Source organism: Methylobacterium sp. SyP6R (assembly GCF_019216885.1).
GTDB lineage: Bacteria > Pseudomonadota > Alphaproteobacteria > Rhizobiales > Beijerinckiaceae > Methylobacterium.
In genome coordinates this window covers 1880586-1895875 of sequence record NZ_JAAQRC020000001.1, presented here as the reverse complement: position 1 = coordinate 1895875, position 15290 = coordinate 1880586, and the positions used below count along the sequence as shown (strand labels likewise).

Annotated in this window: 17 protein-coding genes; 5 read left to right on the top strand and 12 right to left on the bottom strand. The window is 72.2% G+C overall.

Going from position 1 to position 15290, the window contains the following annotated elements:
* Positions 1-75: 75 nt before the first annotated feature.
* On the top strand, positions 76-363 hold the full coding sequence (locus tag HBB12_RS08750; protein ID WP_236988986.1) for a BrnA antitoxin family protein: 288 nt from the start codon (positions 76-78) through the stop codon (positions 361-363).
* Positions 364-500: 137 nt separating this feature from the next.
* Here HBB12_RS08750 and HBB12_RS08745 read toward each other — a convergent pair whose 3' ends face one another.
* The 8 genes from HBB12_RS08745 to HBB12_RS08710 all read right to left on the bottom strand — a co-directional run bounded on the left by HBB12_RS08745 (position 501) and on the right by HBB12_RS08710 (position 7849).
* The gene (locus HBB12_RS08745; RefSeq protein WP_236992706.1) at positions 501-1397 is read right to left on the bottom strand and encodes a beta-propeller fold lactonase family protein; all 897 of its coding nucleotides are present in this window, start codon (positions 1395-1397) and stop codon (positions 501-503) included.
* A 50-nt stretch (positions 1398-1447) separates the two neighbouring features.
* Positions 1448-1987 carry an SRPBCC family protein gene (locus HBB12_RS08740; RefSeq protein ID WP_236988985.1) on the bottom strand — a complete coding sequence of 180 codons (540 nt, stop codon included), beginning with the start codon at positions 1985-1987 and terminating at the stop codon, positions 1448-1450.
* Positions 1988-2011: 24 nt separating this feature from the next.
* Entirely contained in the window at positions 2012-2605 is a 594-nt protein-coding gene (locus HBB12_RS08735) for a DUF447 domain-containing protein (protein ID WP_236988984.1), read from the bottom strand.
* A 4-nt stretch (positions 2606-2609) separates the two neighbouring features.
* On the bottom strand, positions 2610-4001 hold the full coding sequence (locus HBB12_RS08730; protein ID WP_236988983.1) for a DUF6513 domain-containing protein: 1392 nt from the start codon (positions 3999-4001) through the stop codon (positions 2610-2612).
* Entirely contained in the window at positions 3998-4591 is a 594-nt protein-coding gene (locus HBB12_RS08725; RefSeq protein ID WP_236988982.1) for an amino acid kinase family protein, read from the bottom strand. Before HBB12_RS08725 ends, HBB12_RS08730 begins: the two co-directional genes overlap by 4 nt.
* Positions 4588-5832 (bottom strand): ATP-grasp domain-containing protein, encoded by a 1245-nt coding sequence (locus HBB12_RS08720; protein ID WP_236988981.1) that lies wholly within the window; start codon positions 5830-5832, stop codon positions 4588-4590. The genes HBB12_RS08725 and HBB12_RS08720 overlap by 4 nt, the downstream gene beginning before the upstream one ends.
* On the bottom strand, positions 5829-6734 hold the full coding sequence (locus HBB12_RS08715) for an NAD(P)-dependent methylenetetrahydromethanopterin dehydrogenase (RefSeq protein WP_236988980.1): 906 nt from the start codon (positions 6732-6734) through the stop codon (positions 5829-5831). The genes HBB12_RS08720 and HBB12_RS08715 overlap by 4 nt, the downstream gene beginning before the upstream one ends.
* Before the next feature lie 146 nt (positions 6735-6880).
* Positions 6881-7849, bottom strand: coding sequence for a beta-ribofuranosylaminobenzene 5'-phosphate synthase family protein (locus HBB12_RS08710; RefSeq protein ID WP_236988979.1), 969 nt, complete (start codon positions 7847-7849; stop codon positions 6881-6883).
* A gap of 233 nt (positions 7850-8082) precedes the next feature.
* Here HBB12_RS08710 and HBB12_RS08705 point away from each other — a divergent pair, with 233 nt between their 5' ends.
* The 4 genes from HBB12_RS08705 to HBB12_RS08690 are packed head-to-tail and all read left to right on the top strand — an operon-like array spanning position 8083 to position 12516.
* On the top strand, positions 8083-9180 hold the full coding sequence (locus tag HBB12_RS08705) for a molybdopterin-binding domain-containing protein (RefSeq protein ID WP_236988978.1): 1098 nt from the start codon (positions 8083-8085) through the stop codon (positions 9178-9180).
* On the top strand, positions 9174-10802 hold the full coding sequence (locus HBB12_RS08700; RefSeq protein ID WP_236988977.1) for a formylmethanofuran dehydrogenase subunit A: 1629 nt from the start codon (positions 9174-9176) through the stop codon (positions 10800-10802). The genes HBB12_RS08705 and HBB12_RS08700 overlap by 7 nt, the downstream gene beginning before the upstream one ends.
* Positions 10790-11722 (top strand): formylmethanofuran--tetrahydromethanopterin N-formyltransferase, encoded by a 933-nt coding sequence (gene fhcD, locus HBB12_RS08695; RefSeq protein ID WP_236988976.1) that lies wholly within the window; start codon positions 10790-10792, stop codon positions 11720-11722. Before HBB12_RS08700 ends, fhcD begins: the two co-directional genes overlap by 13 nt.
* On the top strand, positions 11719-12516 hold the full coding sequence (locus HBB12_RS08690; RefSeq protein WP_236988975.1) for a formylmethanofuran dehydrogenase subunit C: 798 nt from the start codon (positions 11719-11721) through the stop codon (positions 12514-12516). Before fhcD ends, HBB12_RS08690 begins: the two co-directional genes overlap by 4 nt.
* Positions 12517-12760: 244 nt before the next feature.
* Here HBB12_RS08690 and HBB12_RS08685 read toward each other — a convergent pair whose 3' ends face one another.
* Genes HBB12_RS08685 through HBB12_RS08670 form a run of 4 tightly spaced genes read right to left on the bottom strand, consistent with a single transcriptional unit; the run spans position 12761 to position 15230 of the window.
* Complete coding sequence (locus HBB12_RS08685) at positions 12761-13369, bottom strand: hypothetical protein (RefSeq protein WP_236992705.1); 609 nt, start codon at positions 13367-13369, stop codon at positions 12761-12763.
* A 24-nt stretch (positions 13370-13393) separates the two neighbouring features.
* Positions 13394-14251: a lanthanide ABC transporter permease protein PedC gene (gene pedC / locus HBB12_RS08680; RefSeq protein ID WP_236988974.1), complete on the bottom strand. Its 858-nt coding sequence runs from the start codon at positions 14249-14251 to the stop codon at positions 13394-13396.
* Entirely contained in the window at positions 14248-14994 is a 747-nt protein-coding gene (gene pedB / locus HBB12_RS08675) for a lanthanide ABC transporter ATP-binding protein PedB/LutE (protein ID WP_236988973.1), read from the bottom strand. Before pedB ends, pedC begins: the two co-directional genes overlap by 4 nt.
* Positions 14991-15230 carry a hypothetical protein gene (locus tag HBB12_RS08670; RefSeq protein ID WP_203157858.1) on the bottom strand — a complete coding sequence of 80 codons (240 nt, stop codon included), beginning with the start codon at positions 15228-15230 and terminating at the stop codon, positions 14991-14993. Before HBB12_RS08670 ends, pedB begins: the two co-directional genes overlap by 4 nt.
* Between the last annotated feature and the right edge of the window lie 60 nt (positions 15231-15290).

The window sequence follows — 15290 nt, the reverse complement described above, 5'->3', positions numbered from 1 at the left end:
GTCGGTGCGCCGGCGGGCCTTCGTCGTTTTCGGGTTCGCCGCCGCCATGGTAGGGCTGTCCGAGGAGGACCCTTGATGTCATTCGACCGTTCCCGCCGCGGCAGCGACCCCCGGCAAGCCGCCGAGGCCGCGTTCCGGGCCGTGACCCGTAAAGTGCCGGAGGGCTCAGGCCCCGAGGGCAAGGCAGCCGATGGCAAGGCGACCGACGGCAAGCCGAAGCCCGCCGCGAAGGCGGCCGTCCCGGGCGTGCGCGAGACCGTGTCCTTGCGCCTCGACCGCGACGTGCTCGACCACTTCCAGGAGGACGGGCCGGGCTGGCAGGAACGCATCAACGCCGCCCTGCGCAAGGCCGCGGGTCTCTGATGTGAGGCAGCTGAGCCTCGCGGCCTCGCTGCTGCTCCTCGCCGTACCGGCGCAGGCGCAGGGCGGGCTGGTGACCAACCCGTTCGCGTCGAACTATCCCTCGGTGCCGATCCGCGAACGGGTCGCCCCGCCGCGTCTCAGCGCAGGAACTGACCGAAGGCCCGCGGCCCGTCCGAGGTCTTCACCTGTCCGGTCACCGTCAGGGCCGTGGCATCGATCACCGTGAGGGTGTTCGATTCCCAGTTCGCCACATAGATCGTCTTGCCGTCCGGGCTGGCCTGGATGCCCTCGGGGTATTCGCCGACATCGAAGCGGGGCCCCGGCGCCAAGGTGGCGGTATCGAAGGTACTGACCGTGCCGCCATATTGGTCGGTGACGAAGGCCCGGCCCTGGGCGAGCGCCACGGCGTAGGGCCGCTCGCCGACCTTGACCCGACCGATCTCCCGGTGCGCCGCGATGTCGACCACCGAGACGTCGTTCGAGCCGACATTGGCGGAATAGGCCCGCTTGCCGGCTGCGTCGATCGTGACCCCGAACGGCCGCGTGCCGACCGGAATCGTCGCGACCCGCTGCCGCGTCGCGGTATCGACCAGCGAGAGCGCGTCGTCGTCCCGGTCCGCCGCCAGCAGGAACGTCCCGTCCGGCGTCACCGCGATGCCCGAGGGCGAGGTGCCGACCGGGATCTCGGCCGCGACCGACAGGGTCTTCGGATCGACCTCCCAGAGACGCTTGGCGTACCAGTCGGCGACGTAGACCGCGCCGCTCACCGGGTTCACCCCGACCCCGAGGGGGCCGCCGCCGAGCGGGACGGTGCGGGCGATCCGGCGTGCGGCGGCATCGATCACGACGAGCGCCTTGCCCTCCGGCGCGGTGACGTAGACGGAACGTCGGTCCGGAGACAGGGCGATGCCGGCCGGTGCGCCCTTCACGGGGATCGTCGCCACCACCTTGCGGGCGTCGAGGTCGACCACGTCGACCGTGTCTGAATTCTGCGCCGTAACGAAGGCCTCCGCCGCCCGGGAAGGGACCGGCATGACGCCGGCCCCGACGAGCAGGCAGAGCCCGGCGAGATGCCGGGCTCGCCTCACGAGTTGCCCTTCTCGATCTTCGCCTTCAGGTTGTCGAGGCCGCTGCGGTACAGCTCCTTGACCGCCTTGATCGCCGCCTCGTCGCTCAGCTCGGGCGGCGGGTCGTTGTTCATGTAGCCGCGATAGAACGCGCCGTCCCACACCACTTCCGACGCCTTGCCGCCATCCGCCGGCTCGACCTTGATCGTCGAGGAGTAGTTGTTGACCGGCAGCACCTTCACGTCGACCTTGTCGATCCGGTACGACAGGCTCTTCTGCTCGGCCGAGTACTTGTAGAGCTCCTCCTCGACCGTGGCACCGCCCTTCAACGTGAGGGTGCGGGTGGCCTTGACCTCGTTGCCGCCCTTGCCCTCGGTCTTCTCGACCGGCGGCAGCCAGCTCATGTCCTGGAAGTTGCCGACCACGGCCCAGACCTTGTCCGGGCTGGCATTGATCGTGACCTTCTCCTCGACCTTCTTGCGGGTCGGGCCGTGGGCCTGGGCAGCGGGGGCCGCCGCGAAGGCGGCGACGAGGGCCGCCGCGATGATGCGCTTCATCGGATCTCTCCTGTTCACGCGTTCTTACGCGTCATCGACCGCGAGGGACGCGGCGGCCGCCTGCGGCAGGGCGGCCACGACCTTCGCGGCGATCCAGTTCCAGGCCTCGCGCTCGGCGGGCCCGGCCGTCTTCTCGACGGCGATGCGGTGGTGGTGCAGCTCGGCCAGCACCGTCTCGGGGTTCAGCATGTGCAGGCGCGTCGACAGGATCGCCGCCTCCAGCACCGCGTTGACCGCCCGGTTGTGGCCGAGGAACGGCCGGTGCGCCTCCGCATGCACCACCCGGCCGCGGAAGCGCGGGCGGACGGGATCGTCGCGCACCTCCACGACCTGCAATTCCATGTGTCCGTAGGCCTCGGCCAGCCGCGGCACGGGAATCGTGCGGCACGGCACGGTCGGCCAGTCGCGCCGGCCAGTGACGCAGCCGGCGATCACCCGCACGTCGGCCGGTACGGCGGCGGCGAAGAACGGCTGCGCCTCCAGGTTGGCGATGGTCGGCGAGGGCCGGAACGGCGCCACCCAGAAATCCTCGCCCTCCCGGATCAGCCCGAACGGCACCAGGTGCAGGGACCCGTCGGCGGCGAGGGTCGTCACGATGGTCTCGAGGATCAGCGGCACGGCGTCAGGGCTTCCCGCTGTGGCGCGTATGGCCCGGGGCCTTGAAGCGCGTGGTGTCCTCCACCTCGGCATCCATGGCGCAGCCCCATTCCAACGCCTCGTCCTGCACGTAGCGCTTGCCGAGCCGCCAGGCCAGTTCCGCCTTGGTCAATTCGCCGCCGAGATAGAAGGCGTGGGCGCCGTCGGCCTCGACGCCGAGATCGGGGAAGAACGCCATCGCATCGCGCCCCACCTTGTGGATGTCGCGGTTGTAGATGTGCACCCCGTCCTCCGCGACCGCGACCCGGTAATTGGGGTCGCGCACCTCGGCGGCCAGGGCCGCGATCTCGTCAGGGGTCTGGGTATAGGGCCGCTTGTCGTGGAGGGCGAGGAGGGCGCGGCCATAACCTTTGGGCAGGGCGGCGTCGGCCTTGGCCGCGTACATCACCCGGCGGGCGGCATCGTGCTCCTCGACCGTGCGGCGCGTGTGGTTCGAGACCTGCACGATCAGCACGTTGCCGATCGACAGTTCCGAGCACACCCCCATCAGCAGGGCCGTCACCCCGAGGCTATCGGCCTCGGTGAGCTCGGTCAGGTTGCCGGTCCCCATCATCATGGCGATGTCGGGGTGGCGCCGCCGCGTCTCGTGGTAGCGCACCAGGGAGGCGGCGAAGCCGAAATGGATCGGTTCGAGGATCGGGTCGGCGATGAAGGGCTTGCCCGCCCGCTGCATCCGCTCGATCGCCCGGTCGAGGGAGGGCAGGTCCTCGGGGCGCATCGGCACCAGAACCGGCACCGCCTCGGTCTCGAAGGCGAGGTCCAGGGTCTCCTCGTTGAGGCTGAGCAGGAAATCGGCGCCCGCCGCCGCGCCCTGGCGCAATTCGTCGGCCGAGAACGAATCGACGCTGACCCGCAATCCCTCGGACTTCAGCAGACGCACCGTCTCGCCCAGATGCGGGAAGGGGGTATCCGGCAGCCCGCCGAGATCGATGACATCGGCCCCGCGCCGGGCGAGGTCCTTCGCCCGAAGCAAGATCTCCTCGGGCGTGAGCCGCGACGCGTCGACGATCTCGGAGAAAATCCGCACGTCGTGGCGCGAAAGATCCACTTTCCGCCCGGCGAGACCGAGGAAGACCGGCAGGTCGACGATCTCGTCCGGTCCGCGCTCCACCGGCAGGCCGAAATGCGCGGCGAGCGCCGCCGGATCGGCCCGGCAGCGCCCGGGCAGGATCACCCGCGTCGCGCCCTCCGGCATCGTGACCCGGCGGCGGATGATCTCCTCGGTCATCAGCGCGGCGACCTTCACGCCGGCATCCGCGATGGTCCAGGCGAAGCGATCTGGCGGCAGGCCGGCGGCGATTTTTTCCAGCCGCGCCTTGGCGAGGCGCCCGGTGACGAAGACGAGATGCTCCCTCACGCGGCGCACTCCGCCAGCGCCTCGCGGCACGGCCGGTCGCCGCCGGGGCCGCGCAGGACGATCCGGCCGGGAAAGCGAGCGGCGAAACCCGGAAAGGCGGCATCGACCAGCCCGGCCCGAGCCAGCTCCGCCGGTCCGGCCCCGGGCGCCGGATCGGCGGATTTCACCAGCAGGCAGGTGCCTGCGCCGAGGCGCGTGGCGAGCCAGAGCGCCAGGCTGTCCGATGTCACGTCCCAGCTCTCCGGGATGTCCGGATGGCCGTCCTTGAGCGCCGACGGGTCCCAGACCGGTACGCCGCCGGCGGCGAGGGTTCCGGCGAAATCCGGCGTCACCCGCAAGCGCGGCTCCAGCGCGGCGAAGATGCGCGCCATGCCCGCCATGGCATCGAGGGCGAGCCGGTGGGCGAGGGGGTCCGGAAAGGCGAGGGCCGACTGCGTCGCCCGCACCGCCTCGGCGAGCGCGCCGCCGCCCGGCACGATCACCACCGGCCCCTCGGCCCCGTCCGCCAGGTCGCCGAGCAGCCGGCACAGCCGGGCCTGATCAGCCACGAGGCTGCCGCCGACCTTCACGACGGCGAGGGCGTGGCTCATGCGTCGTGCCCGGTGCATGCAGGATTGTCCGAAACGATCGAAGGATGCGGCATCTCCTCGCCGCGGGAGAGCGGGTTGCAGGGTGCCGCGTCGAAGATGGAGCGGCGGCCGGCGAAAGCCAATGCGTCGGCCGTCGCGCGCAGCCGCGACTGCAGATCGGCGGCCCGCCGCGCGACCGCCTGCCGGGCCGCGCCCGCATCCGCCCCCTCGGCCAGCACCGTGCAGATCGGCGCTCCCGCCTCGACGCGGCTGCCGGCCGGCGGGCGGTCCATCGCCCAGTCGGGCCAGTCGAAGACCGGAACGGAAGGAACCTCCGTCCCGGCATACAGGATCTCGGTCGCGGCGGCGCCCGGACGAATCGAGCGGTGCTCGGGCAGCCGGCCGTCGGCCGCCGCCAGATGGGCGGAAAAGAGCGGCTGGGCCGCGCGGTCGAGCACGTCCAGGGTGGCGCCGGGACGGGGATTGACCTCGAGCAGCCACCAGGCATCGCCTTCGACCAGCAGGTCGGCGCTGACGAGACCGCGCAACCCCGTCGCGGTGACGAGGGCCGCGAGCGCCCGCTCGGCTCCATCCCGTACCGCGGCGGGCAGGACGGCCGGTCCGGCGGCACCGGCATAGCGGAAGGGGCGGCCGGTCCCGGGCGCCGTCCATTGCTCGGTTACCGCCAGCACGGCGATGCCGCGTCCATCCGCGAGGGCGTTGAGCGAGCGGGGCAGGCCCGGCACGCGGCGCTGGAGATAGGCTCCCGCCGGGAGCCGGCCCGGAGCGGCCGGGCGGATATGGCCGCCTCCGGACCCGCCGCGCCGCTTCGTGAGCCAGGATTCGGGATCCGGCACCGGTGCCAAGGAGATCTCCGGATGCGGGATGCCGAGACGCCCGCACAGGGCCGCGAAGCCGGCCGGGTCCTTGAGCGCCGCGACGGCATCCGGCGCGGCGCCGATCAGCCTGAACCGCCCGGCGAGCCGCCGCATCAGCCCCGGCGCACCCTCGAAGCCGGAGCCGAGGACGAGGCCGATGGGGGCGACCGCTTGGCTTGCGAGGTCCGAGAGCGCCGCCTCCACGCTCCCGGCCCCCGGCCCGGCGCCGAGGCGGCCGGAGACGCGGCGATAGCCGGCGGAAAGCAGCCGGGTATCCGCGTCGCCGAACAGGTCGGCGACGAAGGGGCGGTAGCCGGCCCGCCGCGCCGCGGCGGCGAGCGCCCGGCCCGACTGCGCGGCGATCAGGACCGCGTCGGCCGTCACGCCGCCGCCTGGTCGGCGATCTCGACGGCGAGCCGGTAGGCCTCGCGGAAATCGAGGACGAGGGGCTGGTCGGCCTGGAGCAGGCGGCGGAACAGGCCGGCCTGGGTCCCGTACTTGACGTTGCCGATGGCGAGCGCCCCGATGCCCACGCCCCGCCCGCTCGGCAGGGGGACGGCGTCGGCGTTGACGTCGATCCCGGCGATGCCGGCCGGCGGCACGGCGTTGACGTCCGCGGCGACGAGGAGGCGGCCGGCCTGGGTCAGGTCCTCGGCGCTCAGGACCTGCACGCCCGCCGCAGCCGCGGAGAGGATCACCTCGGCGTCGCGCGCCGCCGCGAGACGACCCTCGGGCGTCGAGCCGTCGGCGGCCTCGACGGCGACGCCGAAGCGCGTGCGCATCCCATCGGCGATCGTCGCCACCCGCTCGCGGCCGTTATAGCCGACGATGACCGGCTGCGCGCCCTCCTGCGCGGCGATCACCGCGGCGCAATAGGCGACGACGCCGGTGCCGCCGTAGATCGCGACGCGCTTGCCCCGCAGCTCCTCGCCGAACCTCTCCCGCAAAGCCTTGCGGGTGCAGGCCACCATGGCGGCGCCGGTGGTGAAGGAGCCGGCCGGATCGGCGAAGACGTGGTTGGCGAAGGGCGGCACGAAGGCACCTGTCGCGGCATCCACCATGTCGAGGGCGGCCTCCGCGTTCTTGCCGCCGATGAAGATCGCCGTGCGGGTGCCGTCCTGCGGCGCGCGGGAGAAGATCGAGTCCTGGACCAGCGGCACCACCTCGCCGGGCTCCACGCTCGTATAGGTCGAGACGACCTCGAACCCCGCATCCACCGCCATGTTCACGTCGAACGGGCTCATGTGCTTGAGTGGGGTCAGCATGTGCAGGATCGAGCGGGCCATCCGGCATCTCCTGAAACGCGGCGGCCGCCCGCCGGCGACCCGATTCGCGCGTGAAGCTTCAAGGTTCGGTGCCACCTTTACGCCCGCAGGCCCCACCTGTGGCCTGGACGTTGGTGGCAATTGCGGCAAGGAGCCCGCCGCTCCGGTCAGTCGATCTCGGCGCCGCGGTTGCGCCCGCGGGCGATGCGGACGCTCAAGGCCGGGTGGCGGGCGCTCAAGGACGCGGCCAGCGCCCTGGCCTGCGCCTCGTCGCCGGTGAGCGCGAAGCCGGTCGGCCCCCAGGAACTCTGGCCGAAGCCCGGGATGCCGGCCGCCTCGACGTCGGCCAGCGCCGCCGCCACCGCCGCGCTGGCGTAGCGCCCGCCCTGGTGGGGGGCGAAATAATCGCCGATCCGGCGCTGGATCCCGGTGATCCCGGCGCCGAACCGCGCCACGTCCCCCGTGACGACCGCCGGCAGCACCTGCATCAGCACCGTGCGGCAGATCTCGGCCGCCTCCGGCGCGGGAAAGCGGGGGAGTTCGCGGAAGGCCCGGCGCTCCTCGGCCCCATGCACGCCCGTGCGGCCGGAATCCAGGATCAGCACCACCCGCCAGGCCTCCGGGAAAGGCAGCCGCGCGATCACCGGCGGCGGAGCCTCGCTGTCGTCGCGGCCGCCATCGACGATCAGGCCGCCGGTGACGAAGGCGGCGAGACCGACGCCGGACCGGTTGCCGCGGTCGAGGGCATCGGCGAAGGCGGCAGGGGAAAAGGGCGCGCCGTGGAGCGCGGCGAGCGCCGCCGCGACCGAGAGGGCGAGTTGCGTCCCCGAGCCGAAGCCCGCATGGGCCGGGATCACGTCGGCGAGGTGGAACGCCCCGGTCTCCGGCACGCCGAGGTGACGGGCGGCCAGCGCCGCATAGGTGCGCACCCGCTCGCACTCGGCCTCGATGCCGGGCGTGTCGGCCCCGGTGACGGTGAGGCTGTCGGCCCGGGCGGCGGTGAGGTCGATGCCGGGGGCATCCAGGCCGAGCCCGATGCTGCCGAAGCGCCGGCCGAGCCCGCCATGCAGGTCGAGGAAGCCGAAATGCAGCCGGGCCGGCGCACGCACCCGCACCGTCGCCCGCGCCGTTGCCATCCCGTGCGCCAAACCGGCCTCGCTTCCTGACCCGACCGGGCGGCGCCCGCAGGGCCGTCCGAATCCTCGGGGCCGGACTGTCCCACACCGTCTGCCGGCTGGGCAACTCGCGATCGGCGGATATGTGCCCGCCGGCCGGGCGCGAAGCCGGACTTTCGGGGGACTTGCCTGAGCGGGCGCCCGGGTGCAACCGTCTCCCGCGAACTGCGTAGGGCAGGAGCGGGCGAGGGCGGATGACGGCCTGGATCGATGGACGGGCGGTGACGCGGGACGAGGCCGTCGCGGCCGCCGCCGCGATGCTGGCAGGGGCGCGAAGCCCGGTCTTTGCCGGCCTCTGCGCCGAGGCGGCCTCGGTGCAGGCGGCCTTCGACCTCGCGCGCGCAATCGGCGCTTCGCTCGACTCCGCCGCGGCGCCCTCCCTCTACGCCGATCTCGGGGCGCTGGCCTCCGGCGGCGCCATGACCACCACCCCGGCCGAGGCGCGTGGGCGGGCCGATGTCGTGCTGGCGCTGGGCGCCGCGCCGTGGGCCTCCGAGTCCTTGAGCGAGCTGGCGGCGGACGGACCCGTCCGCGGACGGGCATCGGGGCGGCCCCGCGGCATCCTCGCCCTCGGCGGTCCGGGCGATGGGGCCGTGCAACACGTCGCCTATCCGGCGGGCGAGGCCGGGCTCGCGGCGGCGATCGGTTTGCTGCGCGGCCTCGTCGCCGGCCGCATCGCCGGTCCCCATCCGCTGGCCGACCTCGCGACGCGCCTGCGCGACGCGCTCTACGGCGTGATCGTCTACGACCCCGCCGAGATCGGAGCCCTCGGGGCCGAGATGCTGAACGGCCTCGTCAAGGATCTCAACGAGACCACCCGCTGCTTCGCGCTGCCCCTCGGCGACCCCCACCAGGGCCGGGCCGTGGCACAGATCGCCGCCTGGAGCGCCGGCCAAGGGCCGCGGGTCGGATTCGGCCGCACTCGTCCCGAGCACGATCCCTGGCGCTTCGACGCCGCACGCCAGGCCGCGGCAGGGGAGGCCGATGCCGCGCTCTGGCTCGCCGCTCTGCCGGCACCCTTGCCGGACTGGACCCGCACGGTGCCGACCGTGGCGCTCCTCGGCACGCCGAAGGGCGACGAGGCGAAGGTGGTGATCGGCGTCGGCGTGCCGGGCGAGGCCTTCGGCGCCGCCCTGTGGCACCCGCGCCGCGCCGCGATCGCCTGGCACGAAGCCGACGCGCCGGCACCGGGGACAGATTCCGCCGCCACGATCCTCGCCGATCTCCAGGCCCGGCTCTCTTACACCGTCAAGAATCCTGCCAAGAACCCGGAGCGTTCCGCCTCATGCTGACCCGCATCGCCGGCGGCCGGGTGGTCGATCCGACCGCCGGGCGCGACGCCATCGGCGACGTCTGGATCGAGGACGGCCGTATCGTCGCCCCCTCGGACCGCGCGCCCGACCGCATCATCGACGCCGCCGGCTGCATCGTCATGGCGGGCGGCGTCGAGGTCCATTCGCACATCGCCGGCGGCAACGTGGTGCTGGCGCGCCTGCTGCTGCCGGAACTCGGCGTCTCGGAACCCGGCGCGCCGAACCCGCACGGCTCGGGCCGCGATGTCGGCCTGCTCTACGCCCGGATGGGCTACACCACCGCGGTCGAGCCGGCGATGCCGCCGGTCAACGCACTGGCGACCCAGCTCGAACTCGACGAGATCCCGCTCCTCGACCGGGGCGGGCTGTGCGTGATGGGCAACGACGACCAGTTGCTGCAATTGCTGCGCGACCGCGAGAGCGCCGACGCGGTGCGCGACCTCGTGGCTTTGAACGTCGCGACCTCGCGGGCGCTCGGCGTCAAGGTGATCAATGCCGGCGGCGCCGACGCCTTCAAGGACGGGGCGGTCCGCTTCTCCCTCGACGACGAGGTGCCGGCCTACGGGCTGACATCGCGACAAATCCTCAACGGGCTCCTCGACGCGGTCGAGGCCCTGAAGGTCCCGCACCCGCTGCACGTCCATTGCAGCAATCTCGGCCTGCCGGGGGCCGACGACAGCCTGATCGAGACGCTCGAGGCGGCGGAAGGGCGGCGGATCCACTTCGCCCACGCCCAGTTCTACGCCTATGCCGCGATCGACAAGGACAACCCGCTGACCGGCGGCTTCCAGTCGGCCGCGCCGCGGATCGCCGAGGCGCTGGCCCGCCATCCCAACGCCACCCTGGATATCGGCCAGGTGGTGTTCGGCCAGACCGCGACGATCTCGCTCGACATCCTGCGCCAGTTCTCCGGCCGCAAGGCGGCGAGCCCGAAGAAGTGGATCGTCAATGCAGGCGACGCCGAGGGCGGCGGCATCGTGCCGTTCCGCTACCGCGACCGCGGCCCGACCTCGTCGCTGCAATTCGCCATCGGGCTCGAGCTGATGCTGCTCTCGCCCGATCCGGAGCGCACCATCCTGACCACCGACCACCCCAATGGCGGACCGTTCACCGCCTATCCGCGCATCCTGCACCTGCTGATGGACAAGGAGGCGCGGGATCGCGAGGTCGCCGCCCATCCGAAGGTGGCAGCCGAGCGCTCCGGCCTCGCCGCCATCGAGCGCGAATATACCCTCACCGAGGTCGCGCAGCTCACCCGCTCGGGCCCGGCCAAGCTTCTGGGCCTCACCGACCGCGGTCACCTGCGCCCCGGGGCGCGGGCCGACATCGCGGTGTACCGCGACCAGCCGGACCGGACCGCGATGTTCGCCCGCGCCCACCGTGTGCTGAAGGACGGCGCGGTGATCGTCGAGGACGGCGAGGTCGTCGCCTGGACGCGCGGTCATACGCTGAGCCTGTCCGTCGAGGCCGATGCCGGCATGGCGCGGCGGACCGATTCATATCTGCAGGGCCGTTTCGGCGCCGGTCTGTCCACCTTCACGGTGCCGGACGCGGCCTTCCCCGATCGTGAGGTGTTCGAGGCGGTGTCATGCCGGACCTGATTCTCAACGGCATCCGGGTCGAGGACACCTTCGCGGAGGCCTTCGACATGGCGGCCACCGCCCTGGTGCTGACCGCCGAGACGCCCGAATGGGCGACGATCGCCGCGACGACCATGACGGGCTTCGCCACCTCGGTGATCGGCTGCGGCGCCGAGGCCGGGATCGACGCCGTGCTCTCCCCCGACGAGACCCCGGACGGGCGCCCCGGCATGCGGGTGCTGCTCTTCGGCTTCGATGCCGGCGGCCTCAAGGACCAGCTCCTGCGCCGGGTCGGGCAATGCGTGCTGACCTCGCCGGGCAGCGCGGTCTTCGCCGGGATCGCCTGGGACGACCCCAATGTCGGCAAGGCGCTCAAGCTCGGCGGCGCGATCCGCTATTTCGGCGACGGCTTTTCCACCGCCAAGCGCGTCGACGGCCGGCGCTACTGGCGCACGCCGGTGATGGACGGCGAGTTCCTGTGCGAGCACTCGGTGCCGACGATCAACGGTGCGGTCGGGGGCGGCAACCTGCTGTTTCTCGGCCGGCGCTTCGCCGACACCCTGCGGGTGGCCGAGATCGCGGTCGCGGCGGCGCGCACGATCCCCGACGTGATCCTGCCCTTCCCGGGCGGCGTGGTGCGCTCCGGCTCCAAGGTCGGCGCCCGCACCAAGGGCATGATGGCCTCGACCAACGACGCCTATTGCCCGACCCTCAAGGGCCGGGCCGGCTCGGCCCTGCCTCCGGAAGTCGATGTGGTGCTGGAGATCGTCATCGACGGGCTGTCCTCGGCCAGCGTCTCGGCCGCGATGCGGGCCGCCCTCCACGCCTCGACCAGGGCGGGGGCCGATCTCGGCCTCGTCGCCGTCACGGCGGGCAATTACGGCGGCAATCTCGGGCGCCACCACTTCCACCTCCGGGACCTGCTCGGAGAGGCCGCATGAGCACCCTGACCCTCCGCGAGGCGCCGCCGGAGCGCCTGGATCTTGCCGGCCTCACCCCCGCCGCCCTCGCGGGCCTGTCGGAGGCCGAGGCCGCCCGGCTGCCGGTCGGCACCAGCCGCCGCGGACTCACCCTCGGCGATTGCTTCACGGTTCACATCGACGGCTCGGACGAGTTGCGGATCGTCGGCGCCACCGACCGGCTCGACCGGGTCGGCGCGGGCCTCGCCGCCGGGCGGATCGTGGTCGAGGGCGATGTCGGCCAGCGCCTCGGCGCCGGCATGACCGGCGGCACCCTCACCGTCAGCGGCTCGGCCGGCCCCTTCGCCGGGACGGCGGCCAAGGGCGGCACGATCCGCATTGCCGGCGATGCCGGCGAGAGCGCCGGCGGCGCGCTCCACGGCGCGGAGGCCGGGCTCGACGGCGCGACGCTGATCATCGGCGGCACGGCCGGCGACCGCCTCGGCGACCGGATGCGGGCCGGGCTGATCCTGGCGACGACCGCCGGCACCCATGCGGGCTCCCGGATGATCGCCGGCACCATCGTGGCCGAGGCGATCGGCGACCATCCCGGCTATGGCATGCGCCGCGGCACCCTGGTCGCCGCCCGCCACGGCGCCCTGCTGCCGACCTTCGTCGAAACCGGGCGGCAGGACCTCGTGGTGCTGAAGCTGCTGGCGACCTCGCTCAAGGCCTCGGCGCCCGAGGCAGCGGCGCTCCTGCGGGCGCCCATGCGCCGCTATGGCGGCGACCTCGCGACCCTGGGCAAGGGCGAGCTGTTCACGCCGGTGGGATAAATGCGGGCGAGACGGCTCGCTGGTTTCGCCGTCAGCTCTACCATCCTCTCGATCATCCCGGGGCCGCGTAGCGGAACCCGGGATCCATAACAGCTGACGATCCAGGATAAAGCGGAAGGGTCTTCGCCTCGTTCGGCACCGTCAGCGCTTATGGTTCCCGGGTTCTCGCCTTCGGCGAGCCCCGGGATGACATCGAGGGTTTCAGGATCACCTGCGACAATAGCTTAGGCGACCAACCGAATCCTCACAACCGCGCCTGAATCTTCTTCGCGATCGCCCCCAGCCTCTGCTCCAGCAGGGTCGGCACCTCGCAGACATAGGTCAGCGACTGGCTGCGCTCCTGGAAGATGCGCTTGTCCCAGTTGAACCGACTCTCGAGCTCGGTCAGCTCCTTGGTCTCGGGCACGTCCGGCGCGGTCTTCACCTCGCTGATCTTCCCGGCCTCGTCGCGGATGCGCTCGGCCATCACCCGCTGGCCGCGGGCGTAGCGGCCGATGCCGGCCACGACCTTGTCGCGCTCGCCGTTCAGCACCTCGAACACGCCGGCGAAGACGCGGGTCAGGCGGGCGTCCTTGTCGGCCTTGTCGAGCTTGGCCACGAAACCGTCGAGGAGGCCGTCGACCTCCTCCAGCGGCAGCCGGCGCGACCCGATCTTCTGCGCGAGCAGGGCGGCGTCGGTGTCGTTGCCCCAGTCAGTCAGCGCCTGGCTCGGATCGGGCCCGGTCCAGACCGCGCCGGGGCCGAGCGTCGAGACCTTGCGCTGGGCGCAGGGCCAGTCGGGATCGGGCTTGGGCTGCGCAAGGGCCGGCACGGCGCCGAGGATCAGCAGGGTGGCGAGGGCGGAACGGAGCATCATGGACATCTCTCTCACAGGCGGTCAGCCCGCATCCCCGGCCGGGCCGCCGCGCCGGGCGAGCAGCCCGCGGCCGGGATCGTAGGCGGCGACCGCCATGACGAAGAAGGCGAGTCCGGTCCCGACCACGACGGCGCAGGAGACCGGGTTGAAGGCGCCGTAGAGCGCGAAGCGCACCAGCTCGACGGCGTGGGTGAACGGGTTGATCTGGCAGATCCAGTAGAGCGTCGCGCTCGATTCGTTGATCCGCCACAGCGGGTAGAGCGCCGAGGAGGCGAAGAACATCGGGAAGATCACGAAGTTCATCACGCTCGCGAAGTTCTCGAGCTGGCGCACGAGCGACGACAGGAACAGCCCGATGGCGCCAAGCATCAGCCCCGCGGCGAGGAAGGCCGGCAGGGCATAGAGATAGCCCATCCACGGGATGTCGGTCTCGAAGAAACTCGCGACCGCCAGGAACACGTAGGCCTGAATCAGCGAGACGATCACCCCGGCGATGAGCTTGGCCAGCAGCAGGCTCCAGCGCGGATAGGGGCTGGTGAGCAGCACCCGCATCGAGCCGACCTCGCGGTCGTAGACCATCGACAGCGAGGATTGCATGCCGTTGAACAGCTGGATCATCACAGCCAACCCCGGCACCACGTAGACCTCGTAGAGGACATACGTTTCGTAGGGCGGCGTGATCGACAGGCCCAGCGTGTTGCGGAAGCCGGCGGCGAAGATGAACAGCCAGACCAGCGGCCGTACGAGCGCCGAGAAGAACCGCTCCTTCTGGTTGAAGAAGCGCAGCAACTCCCGACGGACGATGCCGGCGAGCGCGATGAGGTAGCCGCCGGCATCGAGCCGGCCGCGCACCGGGGTGAGGGTCGTCCCGGCGCTCATGCCACCTTCCTCGGATTGTCGCCGCGCTCCGCAGTCATCTGGCGGAACGCCGTCTCGAGGGAGCCCGAGGGCTCGCTCAAGGTCCCGGCGAGGCCGCGGGCGACGATGCGGCCGCGATGCAGCACCACGACCCGGTCGTCCGCGTCGATCTCGTCGAAGATGTGGGTGGCCCAGAGCACCGACAGCCCTTCCTCCCGCACCAGTGCCCGCACGATGGCGACGATGTCGGCGCGGGATTCGAGGTCGAGGCCGACGGTCGGCTCGTCGAGGAGCAGCAGGTCGGGGGCGTGGATCAGCGCCCGGGCGATCTCGATTCGCCGCGACTGGCCGCCCGACAGGGTGCGGATCTTGTCGTCGCGGCGCTCCGAGAGGCCGATGCGGGTCAGAAGCGAGTCGATCCGGGCCAGCGCCGCCTTGCGGGGGATGCCGTGGAGCGCCGCGTGGTAGAGCAGGTTCTGGCGCACCGTCAGGTCGGTGTCGAGGGTGCGAGCCTGGAACACCACACCGAGGCGGGCCAGCGCCTGCGAGGGTTCGCGGTTCAGGTCGTGCCCGAGGAGCGAGACCCGGCCGGCCTGGCTGGCATAGAGCCGGGTCACCACCGAGAACAGGGTGGTCTTGCCGGCCCCGTTCGGCCCGAGCAGCGCCACGAAGGTGCCGCGCGGCACCTCGAACGACACGTCGTCGAGCGCCGTGCGGGCGCCGAAGCGATGGCTCACGCCCTCGACCGCGAGGGCCGCGCTCATCGCGCCAGCGCCTTGCGGGCGTCGCGCACCGCGTCGAGGCACTCGTCGTATTCCTTCTCGCCGAGTTCCCGCTCGGCGATGCGCAGCTCTTTCCGGAGGGTCTTGGCGACCGGCTCGGGCGGCGATTTCGCCAGTTCCGCCTTGATCGTCGCGATGCCGTCCCGGCACGCGGCCGCATCGTCGGCGCGGGCGGGCAAGGCCGTCAGCAGGAGCAGGGCGGCGAGGGCGAGACGCATCCTTGGGGTTCCTCCGGTCGTGTTGGCGTCGATGTAGGCCGGGCTGGCGAACCCGCAAAC

Coding starts and splice junctions, on each gene's coding strand:
- HBB12_RS08685 (WP_236992705.1), bottom strand. CDS start 13,369: ATGCTCCGTTCCGCCCTCGCCACCCTGCTGATCCTCGGCGCCGTGCCG.
- pedB (WP_236988973.1), bottom strand. CDS start 14,994: ATGAGCGCGGCCCTCGCGGTCGAGGGCGTGAGCCATCGCTTCGGCGCC.
- HBB12_RS08745 (WP_236992706.1), bottom strand. CDS start 1,397: ATGCCGGTCCCTTCCCGGGCGGCGGAGGCCTTCGTTACGGCGCAGAAT.
- pedC (WP_236988974.1), bottom strand. CDS start 14,251: ATGAGCGCCGGGACGACCCTCACCCCGGTGCGCGGCCGGCTCGATGCC.
- HBB12_RS08690 (WP_236988975.1), top strand. CDS start 11,719: ATGAGCACCCTGACCCTCCGCGAGGCGCCGCCGGAGCGCCTGGATCTT.
- HBB12_RS08705 (WP_236988978.1), top strand. CDS start 8,083: ATGACGGCCTGGATCGATGGACGGGCGGTGACGCGGGACGAGGCCGTC.
- HBB12_RS08725 (WP_236988982.1), bottom strand. CDS start 4,591: ATGAGCCACGCCCTCGCCGTCGTGAAGGTCGGCGGCAGCCTCGTGGCT.
- HBB12_RS08700 (WP_236988977.1), top strand. CDS start 9,174: ATGCTGACCCGCATCGCCGGCGGCCGGGTGGTCGATCCGACCGCCGGG.
- HBB12_RS08670 (WP_203157858.1), bottom strand. CDS start 15,230: ATGCGTCTCGCCCTCGCCGCCCTGCTCCTGCTGACGGCCTTGCCCGCC.
- HBB12_RS08710 (WP_236988979.1), bottom strand. CDS start 7,849: ATGGCAACGGCGCGGGCGACGGTGCGGGTGCGTGCGCCGGCCCGGCTG.
- HBB12_RS08740 (WP_236988985.1), bottom strand. CDS start 1,987: ATGAAGCGCATCATCGCGGCGGCCCTCGTCGCCGCCTTCGCGGCGGCC.
- HBB12_RS08715 (WP_236988980.1), bottom strand. CDS start 6,734: ATGGCCCGCTCGATCCTGCACATGCTGACCCCACTCAAGCACATGAGC.
- HBB12_RS08750 (WP_236988986.1), top strand. CDS start 76: ATGTCATTCGACCGTTCCCGCCGCGGCAGCGACCCCCGGCAAGCCGCC.
- fhcD (WP_236988976.1), top strand. CDS start 10,790: ATGCCGGACCTGATTCTCAACGGCATCCGGGTCGAGGACACCTTCGCG.